This is a genomic window from Falsiroseomonas selenitidurans, assembly GCF_012103215.1.
In the GTDB taxonomy this organism is placed as follows: Bacteria; Pseudomonadota; Alphaproteobacteria; order Acetobacterales; family Acetobacteraceae; genus Falsiroseomonas; species Falsiroseomonas selenitidurans.
The window spans coordinates 1-25,646 of sequence record NZ_JAAVNE010000004.1 but is presented as its reverse complement, the minus strand read 5'-3'; the positions used below and the strand labels follow the sequence as shown (position 1 = coordinate 25,646).

31 protein-coding genes are annotated in these 25,646 nt (G+C 72.7%); 13 read left to right on the top strand and 18 right to left on the bottom strand.

From position 1 onward, the window contains the following. The first annotated feature begins 29 nt into the window (after positions 1 to 29). From HEQ75_RS03830 to HEQ75_RS03820, 3 genes are all read left to right on the top strand, one after another. The gene (locus tag HEQ75_RS03830) at positions 30 to 1,166 is read left to right on the top strand and encodes a bifunctional 2-methylcitrate synthase/citrate synthase (RefSeq protein ID WP_168027607.1); all 1,137 of its coding nucleotides are present in this window, start codon (positions 30 to 32) and stop codon (positions 1,164 to 1,166) included. Positions 1,167 to 1,936: 770 nt separating this feature from the next. Beyond that, positions 1,937 to 2,617: a hypothetical protein gene (locus HEQ75_RS03825; protein ID WP_209318326.1), complete on the top strand. Its 681-nt coding sequence runs from the start codon at positions 1,937 to 1,939 to the stop codon at positions 2,615 to 2,617. 62 nt (positions 2,618 to 2,679) lie between these two features. After that, entirely contained in the window at positions 2,680 to 3,150 is a 471-nt protein-coding gene (locus tag HEQ75_RS03820) for a GNAT family N-acetyltransferase (RefSeq protein ID WP_168027606.1), read from the top strand. A 39-nt stretch (positions 3,151 to 3,189) separates the two neighbouring features. On the opposite strand, the gene otnC is transcribed toward HEQ75_RS03820, so the two are convergent. The 12 genes from otnC to HEQ75_RS03760 all read right to left on the bottom strand — a co-directional run bounded on the left by otnC (position 3,190) and on the right by HEQ75_RS03760 (position 12,340). Next, a complete protein-coding gene (gene otnC, locus HEQ75_RS03815; protein ID WP_168027605.1) occupies positions 3,190 to 3,825 on the bottom strand; it encodes a 3-oxo-tetronate 4-phosphate decarboxylase in 636 nt (211 codons plus the stop codon). Continuing rightward, a complete protein-coding gene (otnK, locus tag HEQ75_RS03810) occupies positions 3,818 to 5,089 on the bottom strand; it encodes a 3-oxo-tetronate kinase (RefSeq protein WP_328733405.1) in 1,272 nt (423 codons plus the stop codon). Before otnK ends, otnC begins: the two co-directional genes overlap by 8 nt. Then, the gene (locus HEQ75_RS03805) at positions 5,086 to 5,961 is read right to left on the bottom strand and encodes a class I SAM-dependent methyltransferase (protein ID WP_168027604.1); all 876 of its coding nucleotides are present in this window, start codon (positions 5,959 to 5,961) and stop codon (positions 5,086 to 5,088) included. Before HEQ75_RS03805 ends, otnK begins: the two co-directional genes overlap by 4 nt. A gap of 1 nt (position 5,962) precedes the next feature. Then, on the bottom strand, positions 5,963 to 7,006 hold the full coding sequence (locus HEQ75_RS03800) for a glycosyltransferase family 4 protein (RefSeq protein WP_168027603.1): 1,044 nt from the start codon (positions 7,004 to 7,006) through the stop codon (positions 5,963 to 5,965). Between the two features lie 5 nt (positions 7,007 to 7,011). After that, positions 7,012 to 7,410, bottom strand: coding sequence for a 6-pyruvoyl trahydropterin synthase family protein (locus HEQ75_RS03795; RefSeq protein ID WP_168027602.1), 399 nt, complete (start codon positions 7,408 to 7,410; stop codon positions 7,012 to 7,014). A gap of 18 nt (positions 7,411 to 7,428) precedes the next feature. After that, positions 7,429 to 8,403 carry a zinc-dependent alcohol dehydrogenase gene (locus tag HEQ75_RS03790; RefSeq protein ID WP_168027601.1) on the bottom strand — a complete coding sequence of 325 codons (975 nt, stop codon included), beginning with the start codon at positions 8,401 to 8,403 and terminating at the stop codon, positions 7,429 to 7,431. Next, positions 8,400 to 9,179, bottom strand: a complete 780-nt coding sequence (locus HEQ75_RS03785; protein WP_168027600.1) for a RibD family protein — start codon at positions 9,177 to 9,179, stop codon at positions 8,400 to 8,402. The genes HEQ75_RS03790 and HEQ75_RS03785 overlap by 4 nt, the downstream gene beginning before the upstream one ends. Before the next feature lie 121 nt (positions 9,180 to 9,300). Then, entirely contained in the window at positions 9,301 to 9,813 is a 513-nt protein-coding gene (locus HEQ75_RS03780) for a hypothetical protein (protein WP_209318325.1), read from the bottom strand. Beyond that, positions 9,810 to 10,400 (bottom strand): permease, encoded by a 591-nt coding sequence (locus HEQ75_RS03775; protein WP_168027599.1) that lies wholly within the window; start codon positions 10,398 to 10,400, stop codon positions 9,810 to 9,812. Before HEQ75_RS03775 ends, HEQ75_RS03780 begins: the two co-directional genes overlap by 4 nt. Positions 10,401 to 10,510: 110 nt before the next feature. Next, positions 10,511 to 10,918, bottom strand: coding sequence for a flagellar protein FlgN (locus HEQ75_RS03770; protein ID WP_168027598.1), 408 nt, complete (start codon positions 10,916 to 10,918; stop codon positions 10,511 to 10,513). Then, a complete protein-coding gene (locus HEQ75_RS03765) occupies positions 10,915 to 11,229 on the bottom strand; it encodes a rod-binding protein (protein WP_168027597.1) in 315 nt (104 codons plus the stop codon). The genes HEQ75_RS03770 and HEQ75_RS03765 overlap by 4 nt, the downstream gene beginning before the upstream one ends. Position 11,230: 1 nt before the next feature. Then, a complete protein-coding gene (locus tag HEQ75_RS03760; RefSeq protein ID WP_235961256.1) occupies positions 11,231 to 12,340 on the bottom strand; it encodes a flagellar basal body P-ring protein FlgI in 1,110 nt (369 codons plus the stop codon). A 236-nt stretch (positions 12,341 to 12,576) separates the two neighbouring features. Here HEQ75_RS03760 and HEQ75_RS03755 point away from each other — a divergent pair, with 236 nt between their 5' ends. Further along, positions 12,577 to 12,999, top strand: a complete 423-nt coding sequence (locus tag HEQ75_RS03755) for a flagellar assembly protein FliX (RefSeq protein ID WP_168027595.1) — start codon at positions 12,577 to 12,579, stop codon at positions 12,997 to 12,999. Between the two features lie 134 nt (positions 13,000 to 13,133). Further along, positions 13,134 to 13,547: an RNA polymerase-binding protein DksA gene (dksA, locus tag HEQ75_RS03750; protein WP_209318343.1), complete on the top strand. Its 414-nt coding sequence runs from the start codon at positions 13,134 to 13,136 to the stop codon at positions 13,545 to 13,547. Between the two features lie 85 nt (positions 13,548 to 13,632). Here dksA and HEQ75_RS03745 read toward each other — a convergent pair whose 3' ends face one another. Further along, a complete protein-coding gene (locus tag HEQ75_RS03745; RefSeq protein ID WP_168027593.1) occupies positions 13,633 to 14,358 on the bottom strand; it encodes an SOS response-associated peptidase in 726 nt (241 codons plus the stop codon). Between the two features lie 165 nt (positions 14,359 to 14,523). Here HEQ75_RS03745 and HEQ75_RS03740 point away from each other — a divergent pair, with 165 nt between their 5' ends. Continuing rightward, positions 14,524 to 15,468, top strand: coding sequence for a TAXI family TRAP transporter solute-binding subunit (locus HEQ75_RS03740; protein WP_168027592.1), 945 nt, complete (start codon positions 14,524 to 14,526; stop codon positions 15,466 to 15,468). Between the two features lie 124 nt (positions 15,469 to 15,592). Continuing rightward, positions 15,593 to 17,443 carry a TRAP transporter permease gene (locus HEQ75_RS03735; RefSeq protein ID WP_168027591.1) on the top strand — a complete coding sequence of 617 codons (1,851 nt, stop codon included), beginning with the start codon at positions 15,593 to 15,595 and terminating at the stop codon, positions 17,441 to 17,443. 41 nt (positions 17,444 to 17,484) lie between these two features. Here HEQ75_RS03735 and flgH read toward each other — a convergent pair whose 3' ends face one another. From flgH to HEQ75_RS03715, 4 genes are all read right to left on the bottom strand, one after another. Then, positions 17,485 to 18,216 (bottom strand): flagellar basal body L-ring protein FlgH, encoded by a 732-nt coding sequence (flgH, locus tag HEQ75_RS03730; protein WP_168027590.1) that lies wholly within the window; start codon positions 18,214 to 18,216, stop codon positions 17,485 to 17,487. Then, a complete protein-coding gene (gene flgA / locus HEQ75_RS03725) occupies positions 18,213 to 19,151 on the bottom strand; it encodes a flagellar basal body P-ring formation chaperone FlgA (RefSeq protein WP_168027589.1) in 939 nt (312 codons plus the stop codon). Before flgA ends, flgH begins: the two co-directional genes overlap by 4 nt. Before the next feature lie 5 nt (positions 19,152 to 19,156). Continuing rightward, complete coding sequence (flgG, locus tag HEQ75_RS03720) at positions 19,157 to 19,942, bottom strand: flagellar basal-body rod protein FlgG (RefSeq protein ID WP_168027588.1); 786 nt, start codon at positions 19,940 to 19,942, stop codon at positions 19,157 to 19,159. Positions 19,943 to 20,218: 276 nt separating this feature from the next. Beyond that, positions 20,219 to 20,965, bottom strand: a complete 747-nt coding sequence (locus tag HEQ75_RS03715; protein WP_168027587.1) for a flagellar hook basal-body protein — start codon at positions 20,963 to 20,965, stop codon at positions 20,219 to 20,221. A 248-nt stretch (positions 20,966 to 21,213) separates the two neighbouring features. On the opposite strand from HEQ75_RS03715, the gene HEQ75_RS03710 reads away from it, so the two are divergent. From HEQ75_RS03710 to HEQ75_RS03685, 6 genes are read left to right on the top strand one after another with little or no spacing between them, the layout of a single operon-like run. Beyond that, positions 21,214 to 21,753 carry a flagellar basal body-associated FliL family protein gene (locus HEQ75_RS03710; RefSeq protein ID WP_168027586.1) on the top strand — a complete coding sequence of 180 codons (540 nt, stop codon included), beginning with the start codon at positions 21,214 to 21,216 and terminating at the stop codon, positions 21,751 to 21,753. Beyond that, positions 21,750 to 22,859 carry a flagellar motor switch protein FliM gene (gene fliM, locus HEQ75_RS03705; RefSeq protein ID WP_168027585.1) on the top strand — a complete coding sequence of 370 codons (1,110 nt, stop codon included), beginning with the start codon at positions 21,750 to 21,752 and terminating at the stop codon, positions 22,857 to 22,859. The genes HEQ75_RS03710 and fliM overlap by 4 nt, the downstream gene beginning before the upstream one ends. After that, positions 22,856 to 23,296, top strand: coding sequence for a DUF6468 domain-containing protein (locus HEQ75_RS03700; protein ID WP_168027584.1), 441 nt, complete (start codon positions 22,856 to 22,858; stop codon positions 23,294 to 23,296). Before fliM ends, HEQ75_RS03700 begins: the two co-directional genes overlap by 4 nt. After that, on the top strand, positions 23,296 to 23,946 hold the full coding sequence (locus tag HEQ75_RS03695) for a MotE family protein (RefSeq protein WP_168027583.1): 651 nt from the start codon (positions 23,296 to 23,298) through the stop codon (positions 23,944 to 23,946). Before HEQ75_RS03700 ends, HEQ75_RS03695 begins: the two co-directional genes overlap by 1 nt. Before the next feature lie 45 nt (positions 23,947 to 23,991). Further along, complete coding sequence (locus HEQ75_RS03690; protein WP_456237379.1) at positions 23,992 to 24,372, top strand: response regulator; 381 nt, start codon at positions 23,992 to 23,994, stop codon at positions 24,370 to 24,372. Then, the gene (locus HEQ75_RS03685; protein WP_168027582.1) at positions 24,365 to 24,988 is read left to right on the top strand and encodes a protein phosphatase CheZ; all 624 of its coding nucleotides are present in this window, start codon (positions 24,365 to 24,367) and stop codon (positions 24,986 to 24,988) included. Before HEQ75_RS03690 ends, HEQ75_RS03685 begins: the two co-directional genes overlap by 8 nt. On the opposite strand, the gene HEQ75_RS28695 is transcribed toward HEQ75_RS03685, so the two are convergent. Next, entirely contained in the window at positions 24,949 to 25,590 is a 642-nt protein-coding gene (locus HEQ75_RS28695) for a hypothetical protein (protein WP_268887707.1), read from the bottom strand. The genes HEQ75_RS03685 and HEQ75_RS28695 overlap by 40 nt on opposite strands. Positions 25,591 to 25,646: the final 56 nt, after the last annotated feature.

The following is a 25,646-nucleotide window of genomic DNA, read 5'->3' as shown; positions in this document are numbered from 1 at the left end:
CATCGACGCAACTGGGGAGTTGACCCGTCATGAGCGACACCACGCCCACCCTCTACAAGGGCCTCGTCGGCGTCTACGCCGATGTCTCCGCCGTCTCCAAGGTGATGCCGGAGACCAACAGCCTGACCTATCGCGGCTATGCCGTGCAGGACCTGTGCGAGGAGACCGACTTCGAGCAGGTGGCCTACCTGCTGTGGCACGGCGAACTGCCGAGCGCGGCCCAGCTGGCCGCCTTCCAGGCGGAGGAACGCGCCAACCGCGCGCTGTCGCCCGCCCTGCTGCGCGTGCTGCGGGACTTCCCGAAGGACGCGCACCCGATGGACGCGATCCGCACCGCCATCTCCTTCATGGGGATGGAGGATCCGGAGGCCGGCGATGTCTCCGACGCCGCGCAGCGCCGCAAGGCGATGCGGCTGCTGGCCAAGGCACCGACGGCGGTGGCCGCCGCGCACCGCCTCGCCAAGGGGCTGGAGCCGATCGCACCCGACCCGGCGCTGCCCTGGTGCGAGAACTTCTTCCACCTCGTCTTCGGCAAGGTGCCGCAGCCGGAGGTCATCAAGTCCTTCGACGTCTCGATGATCCTGTATGCGGAGCACACCTTCAACGCCTCCACCTTCACCGCGCGCACCGTCACCTCCACCGGCGCCGATATCCACGGCGCCATCACCGCCGGCATCGCCGCCCTGAAGGGCCCGCTGCATGGCGGGGCGAACGAGGCGGTGATGCACATGCTGAAGGAAGTGGGCAGCCCGGAAGCGGCGGAGGACTGGCTGGAAGGCAAGTTCGACCACCGGGCGCTGGTGATGGGCTTCGGCCACCGTGTCTACAAGAGCGGTGACTCGCGCGTGCCCACCATGACGAAATACGCCGAGAAGATGGCGGAAGTTGTTGGCGATCGCCGCTGGATGGAGACCAGCCGCGTGCTGGCGGCGAAGATGCTGCGGGTGAAGAACATCCACCCGAACCTCGATTTCCCGGCAGGCCCCGCCTACTACCTGATGGGCTTCGACATCCCGCTGTTCACGCCGATCTTCGTTTGCTCCCGCATCACCGGCTGGGCGGCGCATGTGTTCGAGCAGGCGGCGGACAACCGGCTGATCCGCCCGCTGTCGCACTACACGGGCCCGGAACAGCGCCCGGTGCCGCCGATTGCCGCGCGCGGCTGAAGCCTGAAGGCCGCGCCGGTTCGCCGGCGCGGCCGTGCCGCCGCACGCTGTTGCGGGCAGGCGCTTTAAGAATTTCACGGCATCCCTTCGGCACGCCGTGGCGACGTGCCCTTCACGGCGTTCGCTGGCGCGTCCTGCACAGCGCTTGCACAAGCGTGCACGCGTTGGATGCGATTCCGTTTGACAGGCAGGATGCACACACGGATAGCGTGACGATGCACGCATCGCTTGACGCGATTCGCGCGGCGCCTCGCCTGCCGGATTCCCCACCATGCTCCGGTTGCCGAGGATGCTGCGCAGCACGAAGACGAGGCGCGCAGCAGGAAGGATCGGTCCATGGACCGCAGGCTCGTGGGGCAGGAGATCGTGCAGCGCACGCCACGCCCCGCACCGCCGCTTCACACCGGAAGGGCGCCGCCGCAGGGCTGCGCCGGGGCGGTGCGACGCGGCGGGAGAGTGGCCGGGGACAGCGCCGCGCGGCATCACGCCGCGCGCAACGCGAGGCGGCGAGACGCCGCTTCGCGCACGCATCCCACAGGCGCCGGCGCGAATGGAGCAGCGGCTGCAGCGGCCGGGCGCGAGGAGGGAATCGCACCGTCCGCGGAACCGCACGTTCCGACCTGGTTTCTGGGTGCGGCGCGGCGCAAGCCGGGCAGCCCCGCCAGCACCAACGAAACACCACGCAACGGAACCGAGCGGAGACCCTGACCACCATGACCGACAGCAACGACAAGATCGCGCCGGACGAGACCGCGACCCGCGCCCAGCCCATGGCGATGGCCGCCGCCCGCAAGACGGCGAAGAAGCCGGCCGCGAAGAAGCCCGCCGCCAAGCCGGCTGCCGCGAAGAAGGCGGCGGCGCCGAAGAAGGCTGCCGCGCCGAAGAAGGCTGCGCCGAAGAAGGCCGCCGCCGCGAAGAAGCCCGCCGCCAAGGCCGCCGCGCCGAAGAAGGCTGCTGCGCCGAAGAAGGCTGCCGCTGCGAAGAAGCCCGCCGCCAAGGCCGCCGCGCCGAAGAAGGCCGCTGCCGCGAAGAAGCCCGCCGCCAAGGCCGCCGCACCGAAGAAGGCGGCTGCGCCGAAGAAGGCTGCCGCTGCGAAGAAGCCCGCCGCCAAGGCCGCCGCGCCGAAGAAGGCGGCTGCCGTGAAGAAGGCCGCGCCGAAGAAGGCCGCCGCGCCGAAGAAGGCGGCTGCGGCGAAGAAGCCCGCCGCCAAGGCCGCCGCGCCGAGGAAGGCCGCTGCCGCGAAGAAGCCCGCCGCCAAGGCTGCAGCGCCGAAGAAGGCCGCCGCGCCGCGCAAGCCCTCGCCGACCGCCGCCGCCAAGGCCGCGACCGCCGCGCGCTCGGAAGCCGCGAAGAAGGGCGCGGCCACGCGCGCCGCGCGCAAGGCCGCGGCCACCGCCGCCGCCGCGGCCGAGGCGCCCGCGACGACGCCGACCCCCGAGGCGGCTTCCTGAGCCACCGCCTTCCTGCGCTGAAGGGCGTCGCCTGCGGGCGGCGCCCTTCGCGCCCCTGACCCATGCCGCCCCGCATCCACCCCCTGCCACGCGACCAGCGGCACCGCCTGGCGCCGCTGCTGGCCCTCTATGCGGCAGAGATGCGTGGCGTGCTCGCCGGTGCCGCCATCGCCACGCCGGAGGATCAGGCGGCGCTGCTGGCGGCGCATCCGGCGGCGGAGGTGCTGCTGGCGGAGGATGCGGCGGGGGCGCCCATCGGCTTCGCCATCCTGTTCGACCTGCCGGAGATCGTCTTCGCCCGGCGCTGCGGCAATCTGGACGATCTGTTCGTGCATCCCGGCCATCGCGGCCGCGGCGTGGCGCGCGCGTTGATCGATGCGGCGCTGGCGGAAGGCCGCGCCCGGGGCTGGAGCCACCTGCGCTGGATCGTGCCGGAAGGCGATGCAGCGGCGATCGCGCTGTATGAGCGCATCGCCAGCCGCACCGACTGGCGCAGCTACGTCATCCGGTTGGACCCCGGCGCCTCGCTCTGAGTCCCGCGGCGCCGTCGCGTGGCCGACCGGCCGGACCCTTCAGCCGAATTGGCGCAGCAGGTCATCCACCTGCGCCGCGTTCAGCGCCCTGAGGCCCGGCACGCCGCGCAGCAGCAGCGCCAGCCGCGCCGCTTCCTCCAACTCCTCCGCCGCATGCACCGCATCGGCCAGCGTGGCGCCGGAGACCACCGGGCCGTGATTCGCCAGCAGCAGCGCCTTGGCGGCCAGCGCGGCCGCGTGCACCGCGGGCTCCATCGCCGCGTCGCCCGGGCGGTAATAGGGCACGCAGGGCAGCCGGCGGCCGATGCGCATCACGAAATAGGGCGTCAGCGGCGGGATCTCCGCATCGCCGCCCTCCGGCGCCAGGCAGGCGATCGCGGTGGCGTGGGTGCTGTGCAGATGCACCACGGCGCCCGCCTCCGGCCGCGCCTGCAGCACGGCGCGATGCAGGAACACCTCCTTCGACGGCTTGTCGCCGGATTGGTGCGCCCAATCCGGGCCGAGCCTGCTGATCCGCGCCGCGTCCAGCCGGCCGAGGCAGGAATTGGTCGGCGTCATCAGGTAGCCATCCGCGAGGCGCACGCTGATGTTGCCCGCGGTGCCGACGCTGTAGCCACGATCGAACAGGCTCCGGCCGAGTTCGACGAGCTGCGCCCGCGCCGCGGCCTCAGACATGCTGGAACGCCTTCAGGAAGAAGTCGCGCCCGCCGAAATTGCCGGATTTCAGCGCCAGATGGATGTTCGCGGGCTCCGCATAGGTCCAGGGCACGCCCGGGTCGATCTCCGCGCCGATGCGCAGCGTCCGCACGCCGAGGGCGGAGACGACGGCGCCGGAGGTCTCGCCGCCCGCCACCACCAGCCGCCCGACGCCGCGCGCGACAAGCCCCTGCGCCACGGCGGCCAGCGCCTGTTCCACCAGCGCGCCGGCGGCCTCGCGGCCAAGCCTGGCCTGCAGCGCGGCCACCTTCTCCGGCGCGGCGCTGGCGGCGATGACGAGGGGCTGCGCGGCGGAAAGCTTCCCCTCGCTCCAGGCCAGGGCCTGCGCCGCCAGCGCGGCGGCGTCCGGCGTGGCCAGCGCGTCCAGCTCCAGCACCGGCGCATGGTCGCGGGCGAAGCCGATCTGGCCCAGCGTGGCGCGCGAGCAGCTTCCCGCCACCACGGCGCACAGCCCCTGCGCCGGCGGCAGCACGGCCGCGTCCGGGCGTTCCGGCAGCAGGCCCTGGGCCCGGAAATTCGCCGGCAGGCCCATGGCGATGCCGGACCCGCCGGTGATCAGCGGATGCTTCGCCGCGGCCTCCCCGATCGCGACCAGATGCGCGTTGGTCACCGCATCGACGATGGCATAGCGCCGCCCGCCCTCGGCCATGCGGGTCATCGCGTCGCGGATGGCATGCGCGCCCTGTTCCACGACGGAGAAGGGTACCAGGCCGACGGATCCTTCCGTCTGCCGGCTGAGCACGCGCACCAGATTCGCATCGCGCATCGGCGTCAGCGGGTGGTTTTCCATCCCGCTCTCGTTCAGCAGATGCGTCCCCGCGAACAGATGGCCCTGGTAGAGGCTGCGGCCATTGGCCGGGAAGGCGGGGCAGGCCAGCGCGAAGCCGGCACCCAGGCGCTTCAGCAGCGCATCCGCCACCGGGCCGATATTGCCCGCATCGGTGCTGTCGAAGGTGGAGCAGTATTTGAAGAACAGCTGCCGCGCGCCGGCGGCCAGCAGCACCTCCGCCGCCGCCAGGCTTTCCGCGACCGCCTCTCCGGCCGGGGTGGTGCGCGATTTCAGCGCGATGACGACGGCATCGGCCTCCGGCAGCACGCCATCGTCGGGCACGCCGATCACCTGCACCGTCGCCATGCCGTGCTTGACCAGCATGGAGGCGAGGTCGGTGGCGCCGGTGAAGTCGTCGGCGATGCAGCCGAGCAGCAGGGGCATCTTCGTCATTCCTTGGGCGGCAGGCAGAGCAGGTCGGCATGGCCGATGCGGGCGGCAAGCTGCATCAGCCCGGCCTGGGCGCGGCGGTCCATCGCCCAGTCGAGGATGCGGGACCGCTCGCGTCGCAACTGGCCCATCGCGGCGCGGGCATGGCCGCTGGCCAGCTGCGCCACCATCTCCGCATCCTGGCGCGGGATGCGCCAGTCGCTGGGGGCGCGGTGCACGGTGTAGCCCTGCGCGGCGAAGGCTGCCGCGATGGCCGCCGGCGCGCGGGCGCCCAGCGCGATGCCGCCGAACCCCTTGTCGCGGTTCTGGTCGCGGGTGAAGCCGCGGGCCACCAGCGCATCGCCGCGGTGCGGCGGGGTGAACCGCTCCCGCCCCGTCACGTTCAGGGCGGCGTAGAAGGGCAGGCGGCGGGCGGCGCAGGCCGCCGCGATGCGGGCCACCCAATCGGCCGAGACCAGGTCGCACAGCGCCGTGTTCACCACCGCATCCACCTGCTCCAGCGGCAGGCCGCGCGGGGCATCGCGCAAATCGGCGACCAGCCCCTCCACCCGCCAGGCGCCGCCCGGCGCGTGCACCAGCAGCGTCTTGCGGGTGGCATAGGTGGCGGGCCAGTCGAAGGCGTCCGCGAAATCCTCGGTCTCGGCGAAGGCGCGGCGCAGCAGCAGCCCATCCGCATCGACCAGCGTCCAGGCCTGGGCGCGGCCGATCAGCGGCGCCAGCCAGCGCAGCAGGGAGCCGGTGCCGGCGCCGAGGTCGAGGACGCGCGGCCGGGCCGGCAGTGCCGCCGCCAGCAGCGCCGCCAGGCCCTGGTCGCGCGCCGCGGCGTCATGCGGCTCGCGCAGCGCCAGCCAGTCGCCATCGAAGCTTTCCGCCATCTCAGCCCGCCGCCCTGTCGAGTTCCGCCACGAAGGCGGCCGCGCGGTCGTCCCAGCGCGGCAGGCGCTGGCCGGCTTCCCAAGCGGCCGCGGCCATTTCCGCGCGCAGATCGGTGTCGAAGATGGCGCGGCGGATCGCCTTGCCGAGCGAGACATGGTTGCCCGGCGGCGCCACCACGCCGGCTTCCACCGGCACCACATCGGCGATGGCGCCGCCGGCGGTGATCGCCACCGGCACGCCGCGCGCCAGCGCTTCCGCCGCCGCCATGCCGTAGCCTTCCCAATGGGTGGCCAGCGCGAACAGGTCGGTGCCGCTCCACAGCGTCTCCAGCGTCGGCTGGTCGACCTCCCCCGCGAAGATGATGCGCGTGGCGAGGCCCAGTTCCTCGGCCAGCGCCAGCAGCCCGTCGGCATGCACCTTGTCACGCGGCGCGCCGGCGATGGTCAGCCGCCAGTCCAGGTCCGGCACCATGGCGAGCGCGCGCAGCAGCACGTCATGCCCCTTGCGCGGCACCAGCGTGCCGATGGACAGGATGGCGCAGCCCGGCCCGCCGGAGCCGGCGCTGCGCGGCGCCGGGTCCGTGCCCGGCTCCACCACCCCGATCCGCGCAGGATCGGCGCCGAATTCCGGCACCAGGCGCGCCGCCGTCAGGTGGCTGGTCGCCACCAGCCGCGCCAGGCGCGGGAAGATGTGCTGTTCCGCCGCCCGCAGCGCGTCCCGCACCGCGCCCGGATGGCCATGTTCCAGCGCCGTCGGGTGATGGATCAGGCCGACCGCCCCGCGCGCTTCCAGCGCCTGCAGCAGCGGCGCGAAGGCGGGCAGGCCGAGCCCGTCGATCACCAGCCGCGCATCGGCGGGCAGGGCTTCCAGCGCGGCGCGGGCGCCTTCCGTCGCCGCCGCATCGGGCAGCGGATGCACGCCGGGCAGTTCCACCACCTGCACCGCATGCCCCAGCGCGCGCAGGCCGGCGACCAGGCGGCGATCATAGCCATAGCCGCCGCTGATGGCGGCGAAGGGGGCGGGGACGAGGAAGCCGATGCGCATCGTGGTCAGACCGGCCCCTCGAAGGCGGCCCAGGCGACATGGCTTTCGCGCAGCAGGATCTTCAGGCCGGTCACCGCGCGGCCGCCATCGCCCAGCACGCCGTCGCGGCAGGCCTGGGCCAGCAGGCCGTGGATGTGCAGGCACAGATACTCGGTGGTGGTGTTCTTGCCCGCGAAGGCTTCCTCCGCATCCAGGTTGCGGTAGTCGAGCGGCGCGAGGATGGCGCGCAGATGATCCTTCGCCAGGCCGATATCGACCAGCAGGTGCAGGTCATCGAGTTGCGGCGCGCGGAATTCCGCCTCGACGATGAAGGTGGCGCCGTGCAGCCGCTGCGCCGGGCCGAAGGCGGCGCCGCGGAAGGAATGCGCGATCATGATGTGGTCGACGACCGTCAGGCTGAACATGCGCGGGCTCACTCTCATTCAATAGGTGACGACGGGGCAGAGCGGCTGATGTGCCCCGGAAGGGGGGGAGAGCAAGGAGGGCAGCGCCGCAGGCAGGTCGGAAAATGCGGTGTCGGGGCCGAGCAGCGCGTCCAGCCGCGCATCGTCGAGCAGCGACAGGGCCAGCGCCAGGCGCTCCCCATGGCTGCGCCGGCCACGCATGGCGGGCGAGACCTGGCCGACCTGGGTGGAGACCAGCGCCAGCCGCTTCGCGTGGAAGCCCTCGCCCAGCGGCAATTCCACCACGCGGTCGCCGAACCAGGAGGCCTCGACCACGCGGCCCTCGAAGCCGCAGCGCGCCAGCGCCAGGCGCAGCCCCTCGCCGCTGGCGGAGGCGTGGATGACCAGGTCGCGTTCGCCCGGTGCCGCCTCGGGCGCGGAGAAGCGGGCGCCGAAGCTTTCCGCGATGGGGCCGCGGGCGGCATCGGGGTCCACCGCGTGCAGGTCCAGCCCCGGGATGCGGCCGAGCAGGAAGGTGGCCAGCAGGCCGACCACGCCACAGCCCACCACCAGCACGCGTTCGCCGACCAGCGGCCGCGCATCCCACAGGATGTTCACCGCGGTTTCCATGTTGGCGGCCAGCACCGCGCGGCGGTCCGGCACCGAATCGGGGAGGGGGAGGCACATGGCGGCCGGCGCCACGAAGGCATCGTGGTGCGGGTGCAGGCAGAAGACGCGGCGATGCAGCAGGGCGGCGGGGCCCGCCTTCACCGTGCCGACGGCGGCGTAGCCATAGGAGAGGGGAAAGGGGAAGTCGCCGTATTGCAGCGGCGCGCGCATCGCCGGCCACTGGCTTTCCGGCACGCGGCCGCTGAACACGAGGCGCTCCGTCCCGCGGGAGATGCCGCTGGCCGTGGTCACCACCAGCGCCTGGTCGGGGCCGGGCACGTCCAGCGCCTGGTCTCGCAATGCCGCCGTGAAGGGGGCGGTGATCCACAAGGCGCGCGCCTTCATGCGGGGGGGCCTTCGCAGCAGATGCCGGGTTGCGCGCGGTGCAGCGCGATGTCGAACAGCATGTCCGCGCCGATGCGGTGCGGCGTCCAGGCGAAGCGCAGCCCCTGGTCGATGCGCCCCGCCGCCGGCAGGGTGAAGGCGGGGATGCCGGAGCCGAGGATGATCGGCGCGACCGTCAGGTGCAGCCGGTCCAGGCAGCCGGCGGCCAGGAAGGCGGAGACGGTGCGGCCGCCGCCCTCGACGAAGATGCGGCGCAGGCCGCGCGCGGCAAGCCTGCGCAGCAGGCCCGGCAGGGTGGCTTCCACCAGCACCTCGGCCTGGCCATGCGTGGCGGGGCCGGGGGTTTCGGCGACCAGCAGGGTGGGGGCGGCGGCATCGGTGAAGACGCGGTGCGTGGCCGGCAGGCGGCGCTGCGGGTCCAGCACCACGCGCAGGGGGTTGGGGCCCGGCACCTCCCGCGTCGTCAGCCGCGGATCGTCGTGATGCACGGTGCCGGCGCCGACCAGCACCACGTCGCACAGCGCGCGCAGCCGATGCGTGTGCAGGATGTCCCCGGGCCCGCCGATCCATTGGCTGGCACCGTTGGCGCAGGCGATGCGGCCATCCAGCGTCTGCGCCAGCCGGCCGATCACGATGCAGCCATCGGCGGCGGCGGGCGGGGCGAACAGCGCGTCGAACAGGCCGCCGAAGGCGCCTTCCGGCGCCGCGCCCCGGTGGCGGGCGCGCAGCAGGGCGGTCCAGTCTTCGGCGTCGGCCGGGGCGATGGCGTGGGGCATGGGTGTGGGATGCTATGCCGAAGCGGCGCAATTGCGGCAACGGCACCCGGGGCCGGATCACGGCCCTGCCGCGTGAAGCCTTCGCGGCGGCGCTGCCGCCTGCGGCCGGCGCCAGGGCGGCTCAGCGCAGCGGGATGCCGGGAAACAGCGGCAACAGAAGTTCCGCCAGCAGCCCGGCCAGCAGCGGCAGGGCGAAGCTGGCCGTCAGGCGCAGCAGGATGAAGCGCCCCCCCAGGATCGGCAGTTCCCACGCCAGGGTCCGGTGCAGGCCGAGGATGGCCCAGCCGGAGATCAGCGCCACCATCTGCGACGGCCCGGCGCCGGCCTTCAGGAAGCCCAGCACCAGCGGAAAGGCGACGAAGGGGCCGCCCGGCATCAGCCCGCCGGCCAGCGAGGCGAGGCCGATCCCCGCCAGGCCGCTATCCGGGCCCAGCCAGCGTTCCGCCCAGCCGGCGGGAATCAGCTCCGCCACGAAGGCGGCCATGGGCAGGGCCATCAGCAGCACCGGCAGAACCTTGGCCAGCGCCTGGCCCGCATCCTGCCCGGCCCGCCGGGCCTTGCCGCCGCCATGCCGGAAGCAGAGGCCGAGCGCCACCAGCGCGACGACCCAGAGCGCGACCACGCCCAGGCTCACCGCGGCATTCCCCCGCCCGGCCCCGGCTCGGGCGGCGTCGGGCCCGGCCGCGTCCCCTGCAGCCCGGGCGCATCCGCCGGCGTCCAGCGGATCGGCAGCCAGCGCGCCGCCTGGCCGGCCAGCAAGGGCAGCACCAGGCCGCAGAGCAGCCGCAGCAGCGCGAAATCCGGCCCCAGGATGGGCAGTTCCCAGACCAGGATGCGCTGGAAGCCGTTCAGCGACCAGGCGAGCACGAAGGCGATCAGCGCGCCGCGATCCGCCCCGGCCTGGGCCAGCACCAGCACCACCGGGAAGGCCGCCATCGGCCCGCCCGGCATCACCATCCCGGCGGCGGTGGCCACCAGCAGGCCGCGCAGCCCGGATTCCGCGCCCATCCAGCGTGCCAGCGCCCCGGGCGGGACCAGCTGGCGCAGCGCGGCGGACAGCAGCAGCCCGGCCAGGATCGAGGGCAGCACCACCACCAGCAGGTCCCAGGTGGCCAGCAGCGCATGGACCACCGCCGCCTGTCCGCGCAGCTGCCAGACCGCCGTGGCGGCGGACAGGGTCAGGGCGGCGATCACCAGGAATGTTGCGTTGCGGCGGAGCATGCGGGGCGGCAGGCTGCGCCCGCCCGGCCCGGCCGGCAAGGCCCGCTTCCGCCGGCCGGCAAGGCCCGCTCATCCCGCCCGGCAGGGGCCCGGGCGATCGGGCGGCGGCTTCAGGCCCGGGCGGTGAGCGAGACCGGCCGCGGCCGGCCCTCCCGGTTCGCGCCGCGCTCGCCATAGGTGCCAGGGCCGCGCGGACGGCTGGCGCCGGCGATGGTCTCGATGACGCGGGACTGCAGGTCGATGGCGCGTTCCAGCAGGCGGCGATTCTCCGCCCCCAGGTCGCGCAGCCGCAGCGCCAGCTCCTCTACCCGCGCCCGCTCCGCGCCCTCCGCCCGGCTGCCGTTTCGCCCGCCCGTGCGGCTGACGACGTCATAGGCGGCGGCGAAGGCGTCCGAGGCCTGCTGCTTCGGTCCGGCCAGCCGCGCGGCGTCCGACAGGTCGAGCCGCGCCAGCGCCTCGTTCTCCGCGCGCAGCGCCTCGGTCAGGCGCTGCGCGGCGACGATCAGGGGTTGCATCATGGGGTGGGTGTCTCCGGGTTGGGGTGGGTCGGCGCACCGGCCAGGCGCGTCATTTCACGCAGCACCGTATCGCCGATGCCGAGGCCGCTGCCGCGTGCCAGGTCGCGCGCGATGGCGTCGACCAGCAGGGGGCGCCACTGGCCCTCGGCGGCACCGCCGCCAAAGGGGCCCTTCGTGTCGAGGCCCTGGAACATCGGCTGCAGCAGCGCGCCGAGCGCCTGGGCCTCGAAATCCTGTGCCGTGCGGCGCAGCGCCGCCGGGCTCGGGGTGCGGCCGGCCGCGGCGGCGGCGGCGATCGGGGCGAGGCTCATCTCAGCGCACCTCCAGCTCGGCCTGCAGCGCGCCGGCGGCCTTGATGGTCTGCAGGATGGTGATCATGTCCCGCGGCCCGACACCCAGGCCGTTCAGCCCGCGCACCAGATCCTCCAGCGTCACGCCGCCGCGCAGGATGCCGAGGCGGCGTTCATTCTGTTCGTCCACCTCGATCCCGGTGCGCGGCACCACGGCGGTCTGCCCGCCGGCCAGCGCGTTGGGCTGCACCACCTGCGGCGTTTCCGTGATGCGGATGGTCAGGTTGCCCTGGGCGATGGCGACGGTGGAAAGCCGCACATTGGCGCCCATGACGATGGTGCCGGAGGCTTCCTCGATCACCACGCGCGCCACCTGGTCCGGTGTCACCCGCAGCTGCTCGATCTGCGCCAGGAAGCCGATGGCGTCCCGCCCCGCCAGCGCGATGCTGACGGTGCGCGGATCCGTCGCGGTGGCGACGCTGCTGCCGGCGCTGCCATTGATGACCGCCGCGATGCGCCGCGCCGTGGTCAGGTCCGGGTTGCGCAGCGACAGGCGCAGGCGTTCACCGCTGGCGAAGCGGAACGGCACCTCGCGCTCCACCGTCGCGCCGTTGGCGATGCGGCCGGCGGTGGGCACGCCGCGGGTGACGGACCCGGCGGCGCCACGGGCGGAAATGGCGCCGGTGACGACGGGGCCCTGCGCCACGGCATAGACCTCCCCATCCGCGGCCAGCAGCGGGGTGACCAGCAGCATCCCGCCGGTGAGGTTGGTGGCATCCCCCAGGGCGGAGACGCTGATGTCGATGCGGCTGCCGGTGCGGGCGAAGGCGGGCAGGTTGGCGGTGACCATCACGGCGGCGACGTTGCGGGTGTCCAGCTGCCGTTCCTGGTCGCGCGTGTTCACCCCCAGCCGTTCCAGCACGCCGATCAGCGACTGGCGGGTGAAGACGGAGCTGCGCAGCTTGTCGCCGGTGCCGTTCAGCCCGACCACCAGGCCGTAGCCGACCAGCTGGTTTTCCCGCATCCCCTCGACATCGGCGATGTCCTTGATGCGGACCTGCGCCAGTGCCGGACCGGCGGCCAGAAGGGCGGCCGGAAGGGCGGCCAGCAGGGCGGGCAGCAGGGCCAGCATTGGCAAGCGGCGGCGCATCCTCATCCTCGGGCAAGGTTTGCTTGGCACTCTGACCTCCTCGCCGCCGCCAGGGTGGGGGCGGGGCGCAGGCCAGGTTCCGCAAGGCGCGTGCCAGGGCGGGGGCCGGCCCAGGGCGGCAGGCTTTGCCGCTGGCGGCGCCGGGCGGCAGGGATTGCCGCCGGCGCGGCAGGGCGTGCCGGGGCTTCGCAGCGCCGAGGCAGGAGGGAGATGCAGGCATGGCGGTCGGGCCGGTGGGTGGGGCGGGAAGGGTGGTGCCGGGCCGCATCCGGCGCAGTGCCGGCGGCTTCATGCTGCCGGAGGAGGTGGCGGAGGCCGCAAGCGCCTCGGGCCTCGCCGCCGCGGCACCGATGGGGGCGCTGCTCGCCCTGCAGGAAGGCGCCGCCGCCCCGCCGCCCGAAGCGCCGGAGGCGCGCGCCCGGCGCCGCGCCGCCCAGGCGCTGGACGAATTGCGTGGCCTGCAACTGGACCTGCTGCGCGGTGCCGCCGGCGATCCGGCACGGCTGGCGCGGCTGGAGGCATTGGCCGCGGGGGTGGCGCCGGGGCTCGAGCCGGCGCTGGACCGTCTGCTGGCGGAGCTTCGGCTGCGGGTGCGCCTGGAATTGGTACGCCGGCGGCCACAGAATGCTTCATCAAACTGAAAAGCGGGCGAAGATCAGGAACTTGCGGCGAAACGAGCCCTTGCACCCGCCCCATGGCCGCCACTATGGTCCGGCCGCTTTCGCCGCCCGGGCGCCGGGCTACGGGCGGCCGAGGTTGGGGAAGTCCTGCCATGCTGGTGACCTTGCCGCCGGACTATCGTCCGACGGGCGACGAAGAGTTCATGTCTCCGCTCCAGTTGGAGTATTTCCGCCAGAAGCTGCTGAAGTGGCGTGGCGACCTGCTGCGCGAGGCGGGTGAGACCCTGACCTCCATGGGCCAGGGCGGCATCATCGAGGCCGACCTGACCGACCGGGCGAGCGTGGAGACCGACCGCGCCCTGGAACTGCGCACCCGCGACCGCGCCCGCAAGCTGATCGCCAAGATCGACCAGGCGCTGGAGCGGGTGGAGAACGGCACCTACGGCTATTGCGAGGAGACCGGCGAGCCGATCGGCCTGCGCCGCCTGGAAGCCCGCCCCATCGCCACCCTGTCGATCGAGGCGCAGGAGCGGCATGAGCGGATGGAGCGCGTGCACCGCGACGATTGAGGCGGGCCTTTCCCGGCGGGATGCGTGCAGGCCCCGGCCCCAGGCGCCTTGCCCGGGGCGGGCCACACGGTCCGGGCCCCGACCTTCACGCCACCCAGTCGGGCGGCGCGTCGTCCAGCTCCGGCGGGGGGCGGGCGGCGGGGTCGCGGCGCGGCAGGCGGGCGTCGTTCTCCGCCACCTTGCCGACGCGGTTGTCCACCGGCCAGGCCAGCAGCTCCTCCGCCGGGCAGGGCACCAGCAACTCCAGCAGATCCTCCGGCGCCGCCGGCTCCTCCCCCAGCCAGGCATCCCAGACTTCCGGCGGCAGGATCACCGGCATCCGTGGATGCACCAGGGCCTGCTTCTCGTTCGCTTCCGTCGTGATGACGGTGTAGCTGCGCAGCCAGGTGCCGTCCGGCTGCTTCCAGCCCTCCCACAGCCCGGCGACCGCCATCGGCAAGCCATCCGCCAGCGCCACCGCGTAGGCCTGCTTCGCCGCGCCTTCCTGTCGCCATTCGTAGAAGGCGTCCATCGGCACCAGGCAGCGGCGCTTGAGGAAGGCGTCGCGGAAGGATGGCTTTTCCGCCAGCCCCTCGGCGCGCGCGTTCATCAGCTTCGCCGCGTCCTTCGCATCCTTGGCCCAGCGCGGCACCAGCCCCCAGCGCAGCGCGTCCAGGTGGCGCGCGCCGCTTTCGGGATGCCGCCGCACCACCAGGGAGGATTGCGTCACCGCGACGTTCCAGGACGGCGCATGGTTGGGCAGCGGGTTCGCCGTGCCGAAATACTGCGCCAGTTCCGCCGGCGTGCGCTGCAACAGGTATCGTCCACACATGCGCCCATCCTGCACCGGGCGGGCGGCGCCGGAAAGCGCACCGGGCCGGCCGCGACATCCCGCCGCGGCAAGTTTCCGATGCCGCGCCGGCAAGCGGCGGGGTTGATGGGATCGGTTAACCCGCTAAACATGCCCCCGTTCAAGAACGCACCGGGAGACGACGAGATGAAGAACCGCTTTGCGATCAAGGGCCTGGCGCTGGCCGCCTGCCTCGGCCTGGCGGCGCCTGCCGGCGCGCAGGAAACGCTGCGCTTCATGACCGGCCCGCAGGGCGGGTCCTGGGTGCCGATCGCCGGCGCGCTGAAGAACATCTGGGAACGCGCGATCCCGGGCCTCTCCGTGCAGACCCTGCCGGGTGCGGGCGTCGCCAATGTCCGTGGCATTGCCGGCAACCGCGCGCAGGTCGCCTTCGGCAATTCGATCAGCACCGTGGACGGCCTCGCCGGCCGCGCGCCCTTCCCCGAGGCGGTGCGCAATGTCTGCAACATCGGGTCGCTCTACCCGCAGTGGTTCCAGGTGATCGCGCTGGCCGATTCCGGCATCAACACGATCGAGGACATGCGCGGCAAGCCCATCGCGCTGCAGCCGCGCGGCAACACGGCGGAAGTGGTGACGCAGCACATCCTGCGCGCCGCGGGCATGAGCTACAGCGACGTGCGCGCCAGCTTCCAGTCCAGCTACACGGACGCGGTGGGCCTGCTGCGCGACGGCCATGCGCAGGTCTTCACCCTGGGCACCACCATCCCCGCCAGCGCGGTGATGGACCTGGCCAGCGCACGGTCCATGCGCATCGTCGATCTCTCGCGCTATGTCGACAAGATGCGGGAGATCAACCCGGGCTATCAGGGCGCGCCGCTGCCGGCCAACACCTATCCGCAGCAGCAGGGCACGCCGGTGCAGATCACCTACACCGCGCACCTGATCACCAATTGCGACCGCAATCCGGAGCAGGTCTACCAGATGGTGAAGCTGCTGTGGGACAATGTGGACACGCTGCGCAACATCGTCAGCGCGATGCGCGAGAGCACGCCGGCGACGGCGGCGGCGGATATCGGCGTGCCGATGCACCCGGGCGCCGCGCGCTTCTACGCCGAGGCCGCGCGCCGCTGAGACCTGTCCGGGCCGCCTGACGGCCCGGGCCTTTTTGCCAACCAGGAAGACCAAGGCCGGACCGCCCGAGCGGCAGTCCGGCCTGCGGACGTAAGCCGGCTGCCGGCACGATTGGGGACGGGGAATGACCTACGCGCGTGCCATGAAGGGCCTGGCCGGTGCCGTCGCGGCGGCGATGGCGCTGTACCATATGTGGGCCATCGCCACCTCGCCGCCGGAAGCGGTGATCTTCCGCGGCACCCATCTGCTGTTCGCCATGGCGCTGGTGTTCATCCTGTTCCCGCTGCGGGCGGGGCGGCGGGACCAGGAACGCGGCCCGGGGGCGGAGGATTGGCTGCTGTGTGCGCTGTCCATCTGGGCGGTCGGGCGGCTGTTCCTGGACTATGACTGGCTGGTCAACCGCATCCCCTACATCGATGATCCCCGCCCCGCCGACATTATCGGCGGCTGGATCCTGGTGGCGCTGATCCTGGAGGCGACGCGTCGCGTCATCGGCTGGGCGCTGCCGCTGACCTCGATCGTCTTCCTGATCTGGTCCTATTTCTTCACCGATGTCGGCATGCCGGCCATGCTGGACCAGCTCTACCTGACGACGGACGGCATTTTCGGCTCCACGCTCGGCGTCTCAGCCGGCTTCGTGGTGATCTTCGTGCTGTTCGGCTCGTTCATGGAACGCTCCGGCGTCGGCAAGCTGTTCATGGATTTCGCCCTGGCGCTCACCGGGCGCAGCAGCGGCGGGCCGGGCAAGGTGGCGGTGGTTTCCTCCTCCCTGTTCGGCTCCGTCTCCGGCTCGGCGGTGGCCAATGTGATGGTGACCGGGCAGGTGACCATCCCGCTCATGAAGCGCAGCGGCTTCCGCCCGCAATTCGCCGCGGGGGTGGAGGCGGTGGCCAGCACCGGCGGGCAGATCATGCCGCCGATCATGGGCGCGGCGGCCTTCGTCATGGCGGAGTTCCTCGGCGTCTCCTACCTGCAGGTGGTGACCTGGGCGCTGATCCCGGCCGTCCTCTACTACGTGGCGACCTTCGCCGCGGTGCATTTCGAGGCGAAGCGGGTGGGCCTGGCCGGCCTGCCGGATGACGAGGTGCCGCGGCTGCGCCAGGTGCTGGCGGAAAACTGGCACCTGTTCCTGCCGATCCTGATGATCGTCATCGGCCTGTTCGCCGGCTATTCCGCGCCGCTGGTGGCGTTGGTGGCGACGCTGGCCTGCTTCCCCGCCGCGGCCCTGCGCGCCAACAGCCGCCACCATGTGACGCTGGGCGGCGTGTGGGACGCGATGCTGGACGGCGCGCGCAATTCCCTGGGCATCGCCATGGCCTGCGCCTGCGCCGGCATCGTCATCGGGCTGATCGCGCTGACCGGGCTCGGCATCACCTTCACGCAGCTGGTCGTGAACGTGGCCAACAACAACCTGGTGCTGGCGCTGATCCTGACCATGATGGCCGGTATCATCCTGGGCATGGGGATGCCGACCACGCCGGCCTACATCGTCATGGTCTCGCTGCTGGTGCCGGCGCTGATCGCCATGGGCGTGGTGACGCCGGCGGCGCATCTCTTCGCCTTCTACTTCGCCATCCTGTCCGCCATCACGCCGCCGGTGGCCCTGGCCGTCTTCGCGGCCGCGGGGCTGGCCAAGACGGATATGTGGTCCTCCGGCTGGGCGGCGATGAAGATCGGCGCCGCGGGCTTCATCGTGCCCTTCATCTTCGTCTTCCAGCCGGCGCTGCTGCTGATCGGCACCTGGGGCGAGGTGGCGCTGGCGGTGGCCAGTGCCACGGCGGGCTGCCTGCTGCTGGCGGCCTCCCTGCATGCCTACCTGCTGCGCGCCATGCCGATGTGGGAGAGGGTGGCGCTGTTCATCGCCGCGCTGTCGCTCATCAAGCCGGGCGTGCTGACGGATGCGGTGGGCATCATCCTCGGCGGCGGCGTGGTGCTGCTGCAACTGGTGCAGCGGCGCCGCGCCGCGGTGGCCTGAGGCGCGGGGGGGCATGTCGGCCCCCCCCCCTTCTGCCGAGGCTAGAACGGCAGCACGATGTCCAGAAGCTGCTGGCCGTAGCGCGGCGCCTGCACGTCGGACAGGGTGCCGCGCCCGCCATAGGCGATCCGCGCTTCCGCCAGCCGGTCATGCTTCACCGTGTTGTCGCTGGCGATGTCCTGCGGGCGGATCACGCCCGTCACGTTCAGGTCGCGCAGCTCGTGGTTCACCCGCACCTGCTGCCGTCCGGCCAGCACCAGGTTGCCGTTCGGCAGCACCTGCGTGACGGTCGCCGCCAGGCGCAGCGTCACCGTCTCGTTCCGCCGGACGGAGCCGGTGCCATTGGTGGTCTGCGCGCCGCTGGTCTGCACCAGCGCCGTCGGGTCGATGCTGTTCGGCAGCAGCCGGGTCAGCGAGCTTTCCAGGCCCAGCAGGCGCGGGATGCCCAGGGTGTCCGTACCCTCCCGCTCGCGCTCGGTGCTGTTCTGCAGCTGGGCCGTGTCCTGGATGCTGACCAGCACGGTGATCAGGTCGCCGACGGAAGCCGCGCGCTGGTCGCGCAGGAAGGTGCGGCTTCCCGGGCGCCACAGGCTGTTGCCGCCGGCGAAGGATTCCTGCGGCGCCGGCATCGGCATGGTGACGGGCCGCCAGGCAGGGTCCGCGGTGGGGCTGGCCACCGGGGCAAGCGCCGGCGGGCGGCCAACCTCGGAAAGCCGCTCGCAGGCCGGCAGGGCCAGGGCGAGCAGGGCGGCCAGGATGGTCCGGCGCATCATCGCGCGGCCTCCACCCGCACGCGGCCGGGGCCGGTGACGCGGGCCTCCACCACGATGCGGCTGCCGAGGTTCATCACCGGCACGATGCTGCCGCGCCCGCCATTCTCCATCGCCCGTCCCTGGGCGGTCACCGACAGGCCCGGGACCTCGTACTGCATGGTGACCATGCTGCCGCGCTCCACCACCAGAGGTTGGCCGAGCTGGGCCAGCAGCAGCGGCTGGCCGGGGGAGACGGGGCGGCGCAGCGCCTGGCCCACCGCCTGGTCCGGCCGTTCGGCGCTGCCCGGGCGCAGCCGGCTGGCGGGGATGCGGATGACGCGCACATCCTGCGGCCCCACCACCTCGCCCGCCGCCAGCCGCCGCTGCGCCACCAGAACGGTCTGGGTGGCGATGGCGCGGCCGGAAACCCGCAGCCGCTGCGTCGCCATGCCTTCCGCCGTCACCGCCAGGCTGGCGCCGAAGCGGCCGGAGGCGGCCTCGTGTGAAAGCTGTTCCACCAGCACCTCGATGAAGGCGGCGGGCGGCACCAGCGGCGCGTGGAAGGCCAGCAGCTCCAGCGCCGTTTCCTCCTCCACGCCCTGGCTGCGCAGCGCGCCGCGCAGCGCCGCCTCCACCTCCTCCCGCGCCAGGGCGCGGCCGGGGCGGTCCAGCACCACGCGCTCCGCCCCGCCGCCGGGCCGCCAGGCGACGCTGTTGCGCCGGGCGATGGCGAGCAGTTGCGGCGCCTCCACCACCAGGCGCTGGCCGGGGGCGGGGGCGGGGCCAAGCGGCGTGGCGCCGCGCGGGCCCAGCCCCTCGAACAGATCCTCCAGCCGCACCACCGCCTCGTCCAGCGTGACGAAGGGGCGCAGCGTGGGCGGCGCCTGGGCCGGGGCCGGGGCGGCCGGCAGGGCCAGGGGAAGGGCCAGGGCCAGGGGAAGGAAAAGCGCGCGCATGGCGGTCACCGCAGCCGCGACAGGGTGGAGAGCATCTCGTCGCTGGCCGAGATGACGCGGCTGTTCATCTCATAGGCGCGCTGGGCGGTGATGAGGTTGGTGATCTCCTGCACCACATTCACATTGCTGGTCTCGACGAAGCCCTGCAGCACCTGGCCGAAGCCCACCGCCCCCGGGGCGCCCTGCTGGGCGGCGCCGGAGCCGGGCGTGGCCAGCATCAGGTTGTCGCCGATCGCCTCCAGCCCCGTCTCGTTGGCGAAGATGGCGAGCTGGAGCTGGCCGACATTCTGCGGGTCGATCTGGCCATCCAGCTTGGCCAGCACCTCGCCATTCGCGTTGATGGTCACGTCGCGCGCCGCGGCGGGGATGGTGATGCCGGGCTGCACCACATAGCCATCCGCCGTCACCATCACGCCTTCCGGCGACAGGGCGAAGGTGCCGTCGCGGCTGTAGGCCGTTTCGCCGGAGGGCAGGGTGACCTGGAAATAGCCATTGCCGCGGATCGCCAAGTCGAAGCGGTTTTCGGTCTGGCTCAGGCTGCCCTGTTCCGAGATTCGGTACACCGCGCCGGTCTTCACGCCGAGGCCGACCTGGGCGCCGGAGGGCAGGACGCTGCCGGTATCGGCGGACTGGCTGCCGACGCGGCGCAGATTTTGGTAGATCAGGTCCTGGAACTCGGCGCGGCGGCGCTTGTAGCCCGTCGTGCTCATGTTCGCGATGTTGTTGGAGATGACCTCGACGTTCGTCTGCTGGGCCATCATGCCCGTGCCGGCGATGTGCAGGCTACGCATGGGACAATTCCTCCCGCGCCGTCGCCGGCACGTCTTTTTCCCCAATCCGGCCGGCGATGTGCAGGCTACGCATGGGACAAATCCTCCCGCGCCGTCGCCGGCACGTCTTTTTCCCCAATCCGGCCGGCGATGTGCAGGCTACGCATGGGACAGATCCTCCCGCGCCGTCGCCGGCACGTCTTTTTCCCCAATCCGGCCGGCGATGTGCAGGCTACGCATGGGACAGATCCTCCCGCGCCGTCGCCGGCGCGCTGGTCCGATTCATCATCGCCGGCATCACTGGCGCTTCAGGATGCGTTCGACGGCGGTGCCCAGGCGTTCGCCCTCGCGTTCCGCCATCTGGGCGACGAACTGGAATTCCCGCAGGTCCTCCGTCATCCGTGTCAGTTCGACCACGGCGCTGACATTGCTGCCCTCCATGGCGCCCTGCACCACGCCGGGGCGCTCCACCGGCTCCGGCGCCATGTCGCCCGGGGGGTTGAACAGGCGGCTGCCCTCGGCGCCCAGCTTCTGGCGATCGGCGAAGCGCACCACGCGCAGCCGGCCCACCGGCCCGTTTTCCGTGCGCAGCGTGCCGTCGCCCATCACCTCGATACGGCTGTCGCCCGCGGCGACGCGGATCGGCTGGCGGTCGGTGCTCAGCACCGGGTTGCCCTCCACATCCACCACGCGGCCTTCCGTATCCAGGCTGAAGCGGCCGGCGCGGGTGAAGCGTTCGCCGCGCGGGGTCTCCACGGCGAAGAACCCCTCGCGGTCGGACAGCGCCAGGTCCAGCGGGTTGCCGGTGGTGGCGATGGCGCCCGGCATCGTGTCGCGCCAGGTGGCGCGGTCCTGCGCGAAGGCCAGGTCCCGGCCGCCGCGCGGCACCTGCACCGCCATCTGCCGTTCCAGCACGGTGCCGAACAGCGGCCGCGCGGCGCGGAAGCCGGGGGTGTCGGCATTGGCGATGTTGTTCGCCGTCACCGCGGTGGCGCGGGTCTGCGCGACCAGGCGTGACAGGACGATATAGCCGGGGCTGTCCATCGGGGCGGGCTCCGCAAGCTCCTGGCCGTTCGCCCGAAATCCGGGCCGGCTTCCAGCCCGTCAGCGCAAGGCCCGTGCCAGCGCCCGGGCGTCCCCGGCCGGCAGCTTCCGCCCCGGCCCCGGCAGAAACCGCCGATCGCCCGGCAGGCTTGGCCGTTGCAAGGCTTCCTTAAGCCTGGACCGGCATGCTGCGGGCCGCGTGGTGCCGGCGTGCGGCATGGGCGATGGTCGGGAATCGGTTCGGAAGCATGGCAGCGGCAGCGGCAGCCAAGACGGATGCGGCGGCGGGGGAGGAAGCCCCCAAGGCCAAGGGCGGCAAGAAGAAGCTGCTGCTCATCCTCATTCCCGTGCTGCTGATCGGCCTCGGCGCCGGGCTGTGGTTCAGCGGCATCCTGCCCGGCCTGCTCGGCATGAACCCGCCGCCGGTCGAACAGGCCGCGGAAGGGGAGGAAGCCGCCGAGCCCGCGCCGCCGCCACGCAGCCCGCCGGCCTTCGTCGAATTGCCGGAGATGATCGCCAACCTCAACGCCCCCGGCCGCCGTCCCGTCTTCGTCCGGCTGCGCGCCAAGCTGGAGATCAGCAAGGCGGAGGATGCGGCGGCGGTGACCGAGGCGATGCCGCGGCTGGTGGACCTGTTCCAGACCTATCTGCGGGAGGTGCGGCCGGAGGAGCTGCGCGGCAGCGCCGGCACCCACCGGCTGCGCGAGGAATTGATGGCCCGCGCCAGCCTGGCCGCCACGCCGGCGCGCATCACCGACGTGCTGTTCATGGAGATGCTGGTCCAATGAGCGGCAGCCAGGAGGAGGAGGATCTCGCCGCCGCCTGGGGGGCCTCGCTGGAGGAGGAGGGGGCGGCCAAGCCCGATCCCTTCGACGATCCCGGCAGCGATGCCGGGCCGGCGCTGCCGGCGGATGCGGCGCGGGTGCTGAACCAGGCCGAGATCGACAGCCTGCTGGGCTTCGAGAACGGGCCGACGCGGGATACCGGCGAAAGCGGGATCGAGCGGATCATCTCCGCCGGCCTCATCGCCTATGAACGCCTGCCGATGCTGGAGATCGTGTTCGACCGGCTGGTGCGCCTGATGTCGACCACGCTGCGCAACTTCACCTCCGACAATGTCGAGATCTCGATCGACGCGATGACCTCGCTGCGCTTCGGGGACTACCTGAACTCCATCCCGCTGCCGGCGATGCTCGCGGTGTTCAAGGCGGAGCAGTGGGACAATTACGGGCTGGTCGTGGTGGACAGCAGCCTGATCTATTCCGTGGTGGACGTGCTGCTGGGCGGTCGCCGCGGCACCGCCGCCATGCGCATCGAGGGCCGGCCCTACACCACCATCGAGCGCACGCTGGTGGAGCGCCTGATCACCGTGGTGCTGGGCGACCTGCGCGCGGCGTTCGAGCCGCTGTGCCCGGTGGATTTCCGCTTCGACCGGCTGGAGGTGAACCCGCGCTTCGCCGCGATCTCCCGCCTGTCCAACGCCGCCGTGCTCGGCCGGCTGCGCGTGGACATGGAGGATCGCGGCGGGCGGATCGAGATCCTGCTGCCCTATGCGACGCTGGAGCCGGTGCGCGAATTGCTGCTGCAGCAGTTCATGGGCGAGCGCTTCGGCCGCGACAGCATCTGGGAAACCCACCTGGCGGAGGAATTGCGGCAGACCGACGTGGCGCTGGACGTGGTGCTGGACGAGCAGACCATGCAGCTGTCGCAGGTGCTGCGGCTGAATGTCGGCGACCGGCTGCTGCTGTCCTCCCCGCCCGGCGCGCCGGTGCGGCTGCGCTGTGGCGAGGTGCCGCTGTTCGAAGGCCAGCTCGGGCGGCGGGAGAACCGGCTGGCGGTGCGCATCGACAGCGCGCGGGAGATTTCCGCCGCCGACCTGGCGCATCTGTCATGACGGCGCTGGAATGGGCGGCGCAGGCCGCGCTGCTGGTGCTGCTGGCCGTCGCCGTGCCCTTCGCCTGGCGGCTGGAACGCCAGATCACGGCGCTGCGGCGGGAAGGGGCGGCGCTGGAAGCCGGCGCCGCCGGGATCGCGGAAGCCAGCGCGGCGGCGGAGGCGGCGCTCGGCCGGCTGCGCGCCACGGCGGAACAGGCCGGGCGGTCGGTGGCGGAACGCGTGGCGGAGGCGACGCCGCTGCGCGAGGATCTGCGCTTCCTGACGGAGCGGGCGGAGACGCTGGCGGACCGGCTGGACGGGCTGGTGCGGGAAGCCCGGCCGATGGCGCTGGGCCAGGGGATGGGCCATCTGCCGGACCCGCAGCCCGCCCCGGGCCCGGCGCCGCGCAGCGAGGCGGAGCGGGAATTGCTGCGCGCCCTCAGGGGCGGCCGCTGATGCGCTGGCCCGCCCGCCCGCCGACCCTGCCGAGGCTGCGGCTGCTGCCGGTCGGCTACGCGCTGGTGGCGCTGCTGGCGGCCGCCAAGCTGGAGCGGATGTGGCGCGCCGGGGAGGGCGGTGCCCCCGTGATCGGCGCTGCCCAGGCGGCCGAAGCGCCGGCCCCGGCACCGCGCCCGGCCAGGCCGCCGCCTGCCGCGGCCCCGCCACCGCCGCCGCCCGAGCCCACGGCCGAGCAGCTGGCGGAACGCGCCGTGCTGGAATCGCTGCGCGCCCGCCGCGCCGAGATCGAGGCGCGCGAGGCCCAGGCCCTGCAGCGGGAGACGCTGGTGGCCGCGGCGGAGCGCCGCCTGGCGCAGCGCGTGGAGGAACTGACCACGATGCAGCGGCGGCTGGAGGCGCTGGAGCGCGAACGCGCCGCGCGCGCCGATGCCGGCATGCGGGGCCTGGTGAAGCTCTACGAGGGCATGCGGCCGCGCGACGCGGCGCAGATCTTCAACGAGCTGGAGATGTCCGTTCTGGCGCCGATCATGGACCAGATGCGGGAAGCCAAGGCCGCACCGGTGATGGGCGCGATGCGCCCGGAACGGGCGCGGCTGCTGACGGCGGAGCTGGCGCGGCTGCGCGCCGCCCGCGCGCCGGCGGAGTGAACGACGCCAGGATGGCGGTGGATGGTTAACAGGGGCGCAATGCCGATGGACAAGAACACCTCAGTCCTGATCGTGGACGACTACAAGACGATGCTGCGGATCATCCGCAACCTCCTGAAGCAGCTCGATTTCGAGAATGTGGAGGAGGCAACGGACGGGCAGGAGGCCCTGGCCAAGATGCGCGCCGGCAATTTCGGTCTGGTGATCAGTGACTGGAACATGGCGCCGATGACGGGCCTGGACCTGCTGAAGGAGGTGCGCGCGGATGCGCGGCTGAAATCCACCCCCTTCATCATGATCACCGCCGAGAGCAAGACCGAGAACGTGGTCGCCGCCAAGGCCGCGGGCGTTTCCAACTACATCGTGAAGCCGTTCAACGCCGAGACGCTGCGCGGCAAGATCGAGAAGGTGATGGCGAATGCCTGATGGACACGCAGCCAACCCGCCCGATGGCTCGCCCGAGGGCGAGCGCATCGAGACCGCGGTCCGGGCCGTGCTGGGCAGCATGTCGGGCGATCTGACGGTGGTCGAGGCGTCGCTGCTGGCCGAGCTCGAAGGGCTCGGCCGCACCGTGGCGCGCGCCAAGCAGGAGATCGCCTCGCTGCGCGTCGATGACATCACGCTCAGCCACATTCCCTCGGCCACGGATGAGCTGGACGCGATCGTCGACCACACGGCGCAGGCGACGAACGAGATCCTCGATGTGTGCGAGACACTGGAAGGCGTCGCCGGCCGCGTCGGCGGGGTGGAGGCGGAGGCGCTGGCCTCCGCCGTCACCCGCATCTACGAGGCGTGCAGCTTCCAGGACATCACCGGCCAGCGCATCGGCAAGGTGGTGCAGGCGCTGAAGGCGATCGAGGCGCGGGTCGAACAGGTCACCCTGCGTTTCGGCGTCCCGGGCGGCGCGCCGCCGCCGCCGGAACCGCAGCCCGAGCCGGTGGAAGGGGAGACGGAGGGCCGGCGCCTGGCGCATGGCCCGCAACTGCCCGGCGCCGGGGTCAGTCAGGCGGATATCGACAAGCTGCTGGCGGATTTCGATTGAGTGCCGCGCCGGTGAGGCCGGGCTGGCGCTGCCGCCTTGCCGGTGCGGCCTTCCTGGCCGGCAGCCTGGTTCTGGCAGACCCGGCCCTGGCGCAGGAACGTGTCGGCGTAAGGGCGGGCGACCATCCCGGATTCGGCCGGGTGGTCTTCGATTGGCCCGGCCTGGTCGGCTTCCGGGTGGAGGAGCAGGAGGGCGGCGCGGTCGTGCTGTTCGACCTGCCGGCGCAGTTCGACCGCCGCGCCCTGCGCGGCCCGCCGCGCAACGTGCGCGGACTGGAGACGGCGGGCAATCGCGCAAGGTTCACCGTGGCGCCGGGCAGCCGGCTGCGGGTGTACCGGCTGGATAACCGTGTGGTGGTGGATGTGTTCGATCCCCCACGCCCGGAGGCGCCGCGCCCCGATGCGCCCCGCGCCGAAGCAGCCGCCACGCCAGCGCCCCGTGCGCCGGCCGCGCGCCGCCCCGAACCGCGCCGCGTCGGCCCATACCTCCCGCGCCCCCAGCCCGCCGAGGAAGGCCGCCGCCGGCAGCAGCCACAGGCCGAGCGCGCCGGCCGCCAGGCCGAACAGCCCGGCACCGAAGGCGATGGCGGCGACGGCGGCCAGCGCCGCGCCGGCGGAGACGCCGATCAGCCCGGGATCGGCCAGCGGGTTGCGGAACA

What these genes read in the sequence shown, in the direction of transcription:
- HEQ75_RS03830 (WP_168027607.1), top strand. Translation starts at nt 30, where the DNA reads ATGAGCGACACCACGCCCACCCTCTACAAGGGCCTCGTCGGCGTCTAC.
- HEQ75_RS03825 (WP_209318326.1), top strand. Translation starts at nt 1,937, where the DNA reads ATGGCGATGGCCGCCGCCCGCAAGACGGCGAAGAAGCCGGCCGCGAAG.
- HEQ75_RS03820 (WP_168027606.1), top strand. Translation starts at nt 2,680, where the DNA reads ATGCCGCCCCGCATCCACCCCCTGCCACGCGACCAGCGGCACCGCCTG.
- otnC (WP_168027605.1), bottom strand. Translation starts at nt 3,825, where the DNA reads ATGTCTGAGGCCGCGGCGCGGGCGCAGCTCGTCGAACTCGGCCGGAGC.
- otnK (WP_328733405.1), bottom strand. Translation starts at nt 5,089, where the DNA reads ATGACGAAGATGCCCCTGCTGCTCGGCTGCATCGCCGACGACTTCACC.
- HEQ75_RS03805 (WP_168027604.1), bottom strand. Translation starts at nt 5,961, where the DNA reads ATGGCGGAAAGCTTCGATGGCGACTGGCTGGCGCTGCGCGAGCCGCAT.
- HEQ75_RS03800 (WP_168027603.1), bottom strand. Translation starts at nt 7,006, where the DNA reads ATGCGCATCGGCTTCCTCGTCCCCGCCCCCTTCGCCGCCATCAGCGGC.
- HEQ75_RS03795 (WP_168027602.1), bottom strand. Translation starts at nt 7,410, where the DNA reads ATGTTCAGCCTGACGGTCGTCGACCACATCATGATCGCGCATTCCTTC.
- HEQ75_RS03790 (WP_168027601.1), bottom strand. Translation starts at nt 8,403, where the DNA reads ATGAAGGCGCGCGCCTTGTGGATCACCGCCCCCTTCACGGCGGCATTG.
- HEQ75_RS03785 (WP_168027600.1), bottom strand. Translation starts at nt 9,179, where the DNA reads ATGCCCCACGCCATCGCCCCGGCCGACGCCGAAGACTGGACCGCCCTG.
- HEQ75_RS03775 (WP_168027599.1), bottom strand. Translation starts at nt 10,400, where the DNA reads ATGCTCCGCCGCAACGCAACATTCCTGGTGATCGCCGCCCTGACCCTG.
- HEQ75_RS03770 (WP_168027598.1), bottom strand. Translation starts at nt 10,918, where the DNA reads ATGATGCAACCCCTGATCGTCGCCGCGCAGCGCCTGACCGAGGCGCTG.
- HEQ75_RS03765 (WP_168027597.1), bottom strand. Translation starts at nt 11,229, where the DNA reads ATGAGCCTCGCCCCGATCGCCGCCGCCGCCGCGGCCGGCCGCACCCCG.
- HEQ75_RS03760 (WP_235961256.1), bottom strand. Translation starts at nt 12,340, where the DNA reads ATGCTGGCCCTGCTGCCCGCCCTGCTGGCCGCCCTTCCGGCCGCCCTT.
- HEQ75_RS03755 (WP_168027595.1), top strand. Translation starts at nt 12,577, where the DNA reads ATGGCGGTCGGGCCGGTGGGTGGGGCGGGAAGGGTGGTGCCGGGCCGC.
- HEQ75_RS03745 (WP_168027593.1), bottom strand. Translation starts at nt 14,358, where the DNA reads ATGTGTGGACGATACCTGTTGCAGCGCACGCCGGCGGAACTGGCGCAG.
- HEQ75_RS03740 (WP_168027592.1), top strand. Translation starts at nt 14,524, where the DNA reads ATGAAGAACCGCTTTGCGATCAAGGGCCTGGCGCTGGCCGCCTGCCTC.
- HEQ75_RS03735 (WP_168027591.1), top strand. Translation starts at nt 15,593, where the DNA reads ATGACCTACGCGCGTGCCATGAAGGGCCTGGCCGGTGCCGTCGCGGCG.
- flgH (WP_168027590.1), bottom strand. Translation starts at nt 18,216, where the DNA reads ATGATGCGCCGGACCATCCTGGCCGCCCTGCTCGCCCTGGCCCTGCCG.
- flgA (WP_168027589.1), bottom strand. Translation starts at nt 19,151, where the DNA reads ATGCGCGCGCTTTTCCTTCCCCTGGCCCTGGCCCTTCCCCTGGCCCTG.
- flgG (WP_168027588.1), bottom strand. Translation starts at nt 19,942, where the DNA reads ATGCGTAGCCTGCACATCGCCGGCACGGGCATGATGGCCCAGCAGACG.
- HEQ75_RS03715 (WP_168027587.1), bottom strand. Translation starts at nt 20,965, where the DNA reads ATGGACAGCCCCGGCTATATCGTCCTGTCACGCCTGGTCGCGCAGACC.
- HEQ75_RS03710 (WP_168027586.1), top strand. Translation starts at nt 21,214, where the DNA reads ATGGCAGCGGCAGCGGCAGCCAAGACGGATGCGGCGGCGGGGGAGGAA.
- fliM (WP_168027585.1), top strand. Translation starts at nt 21,750, where the DNA reads ATGAGCGGCAGCCAGGAGGAGGAGGATCTCGCCGCCGCCTGGGGGGCC.
- HEQ75_RS03700 (WP_168027584.1), top strand. Translation starts at nt 22,856, where the DNA reads ATGACGGCGCTGGAATGGGCGGCGCAGGCCGCGCTGCTGGTGCTGCTG.
- HEQ75_RS03695 (WP_168027583.1), top strand. Translation starts at nt 23,296, where the DNA reads ATGCGCTGGCCCGCCCGCCCGCCGACCCTGCCGAGGCTGCGGCTGCTG.
- HEQ75_RS03690 (WP_456237379.1), top strand. Translation starts at nt 23,992, where the DNA reads ATGGACAAGAACACCTCAGTCCTGATCGTGGACGACTACAAGACGATG.
- HEQ75_RS03685 (WP_168027582.1), top strand. Translation starts at nt 24,365, where the DNA reads ATGCCTGATGGACACGCAGCCAACCCGCCCGATGGCTCGCCCGAGGGC.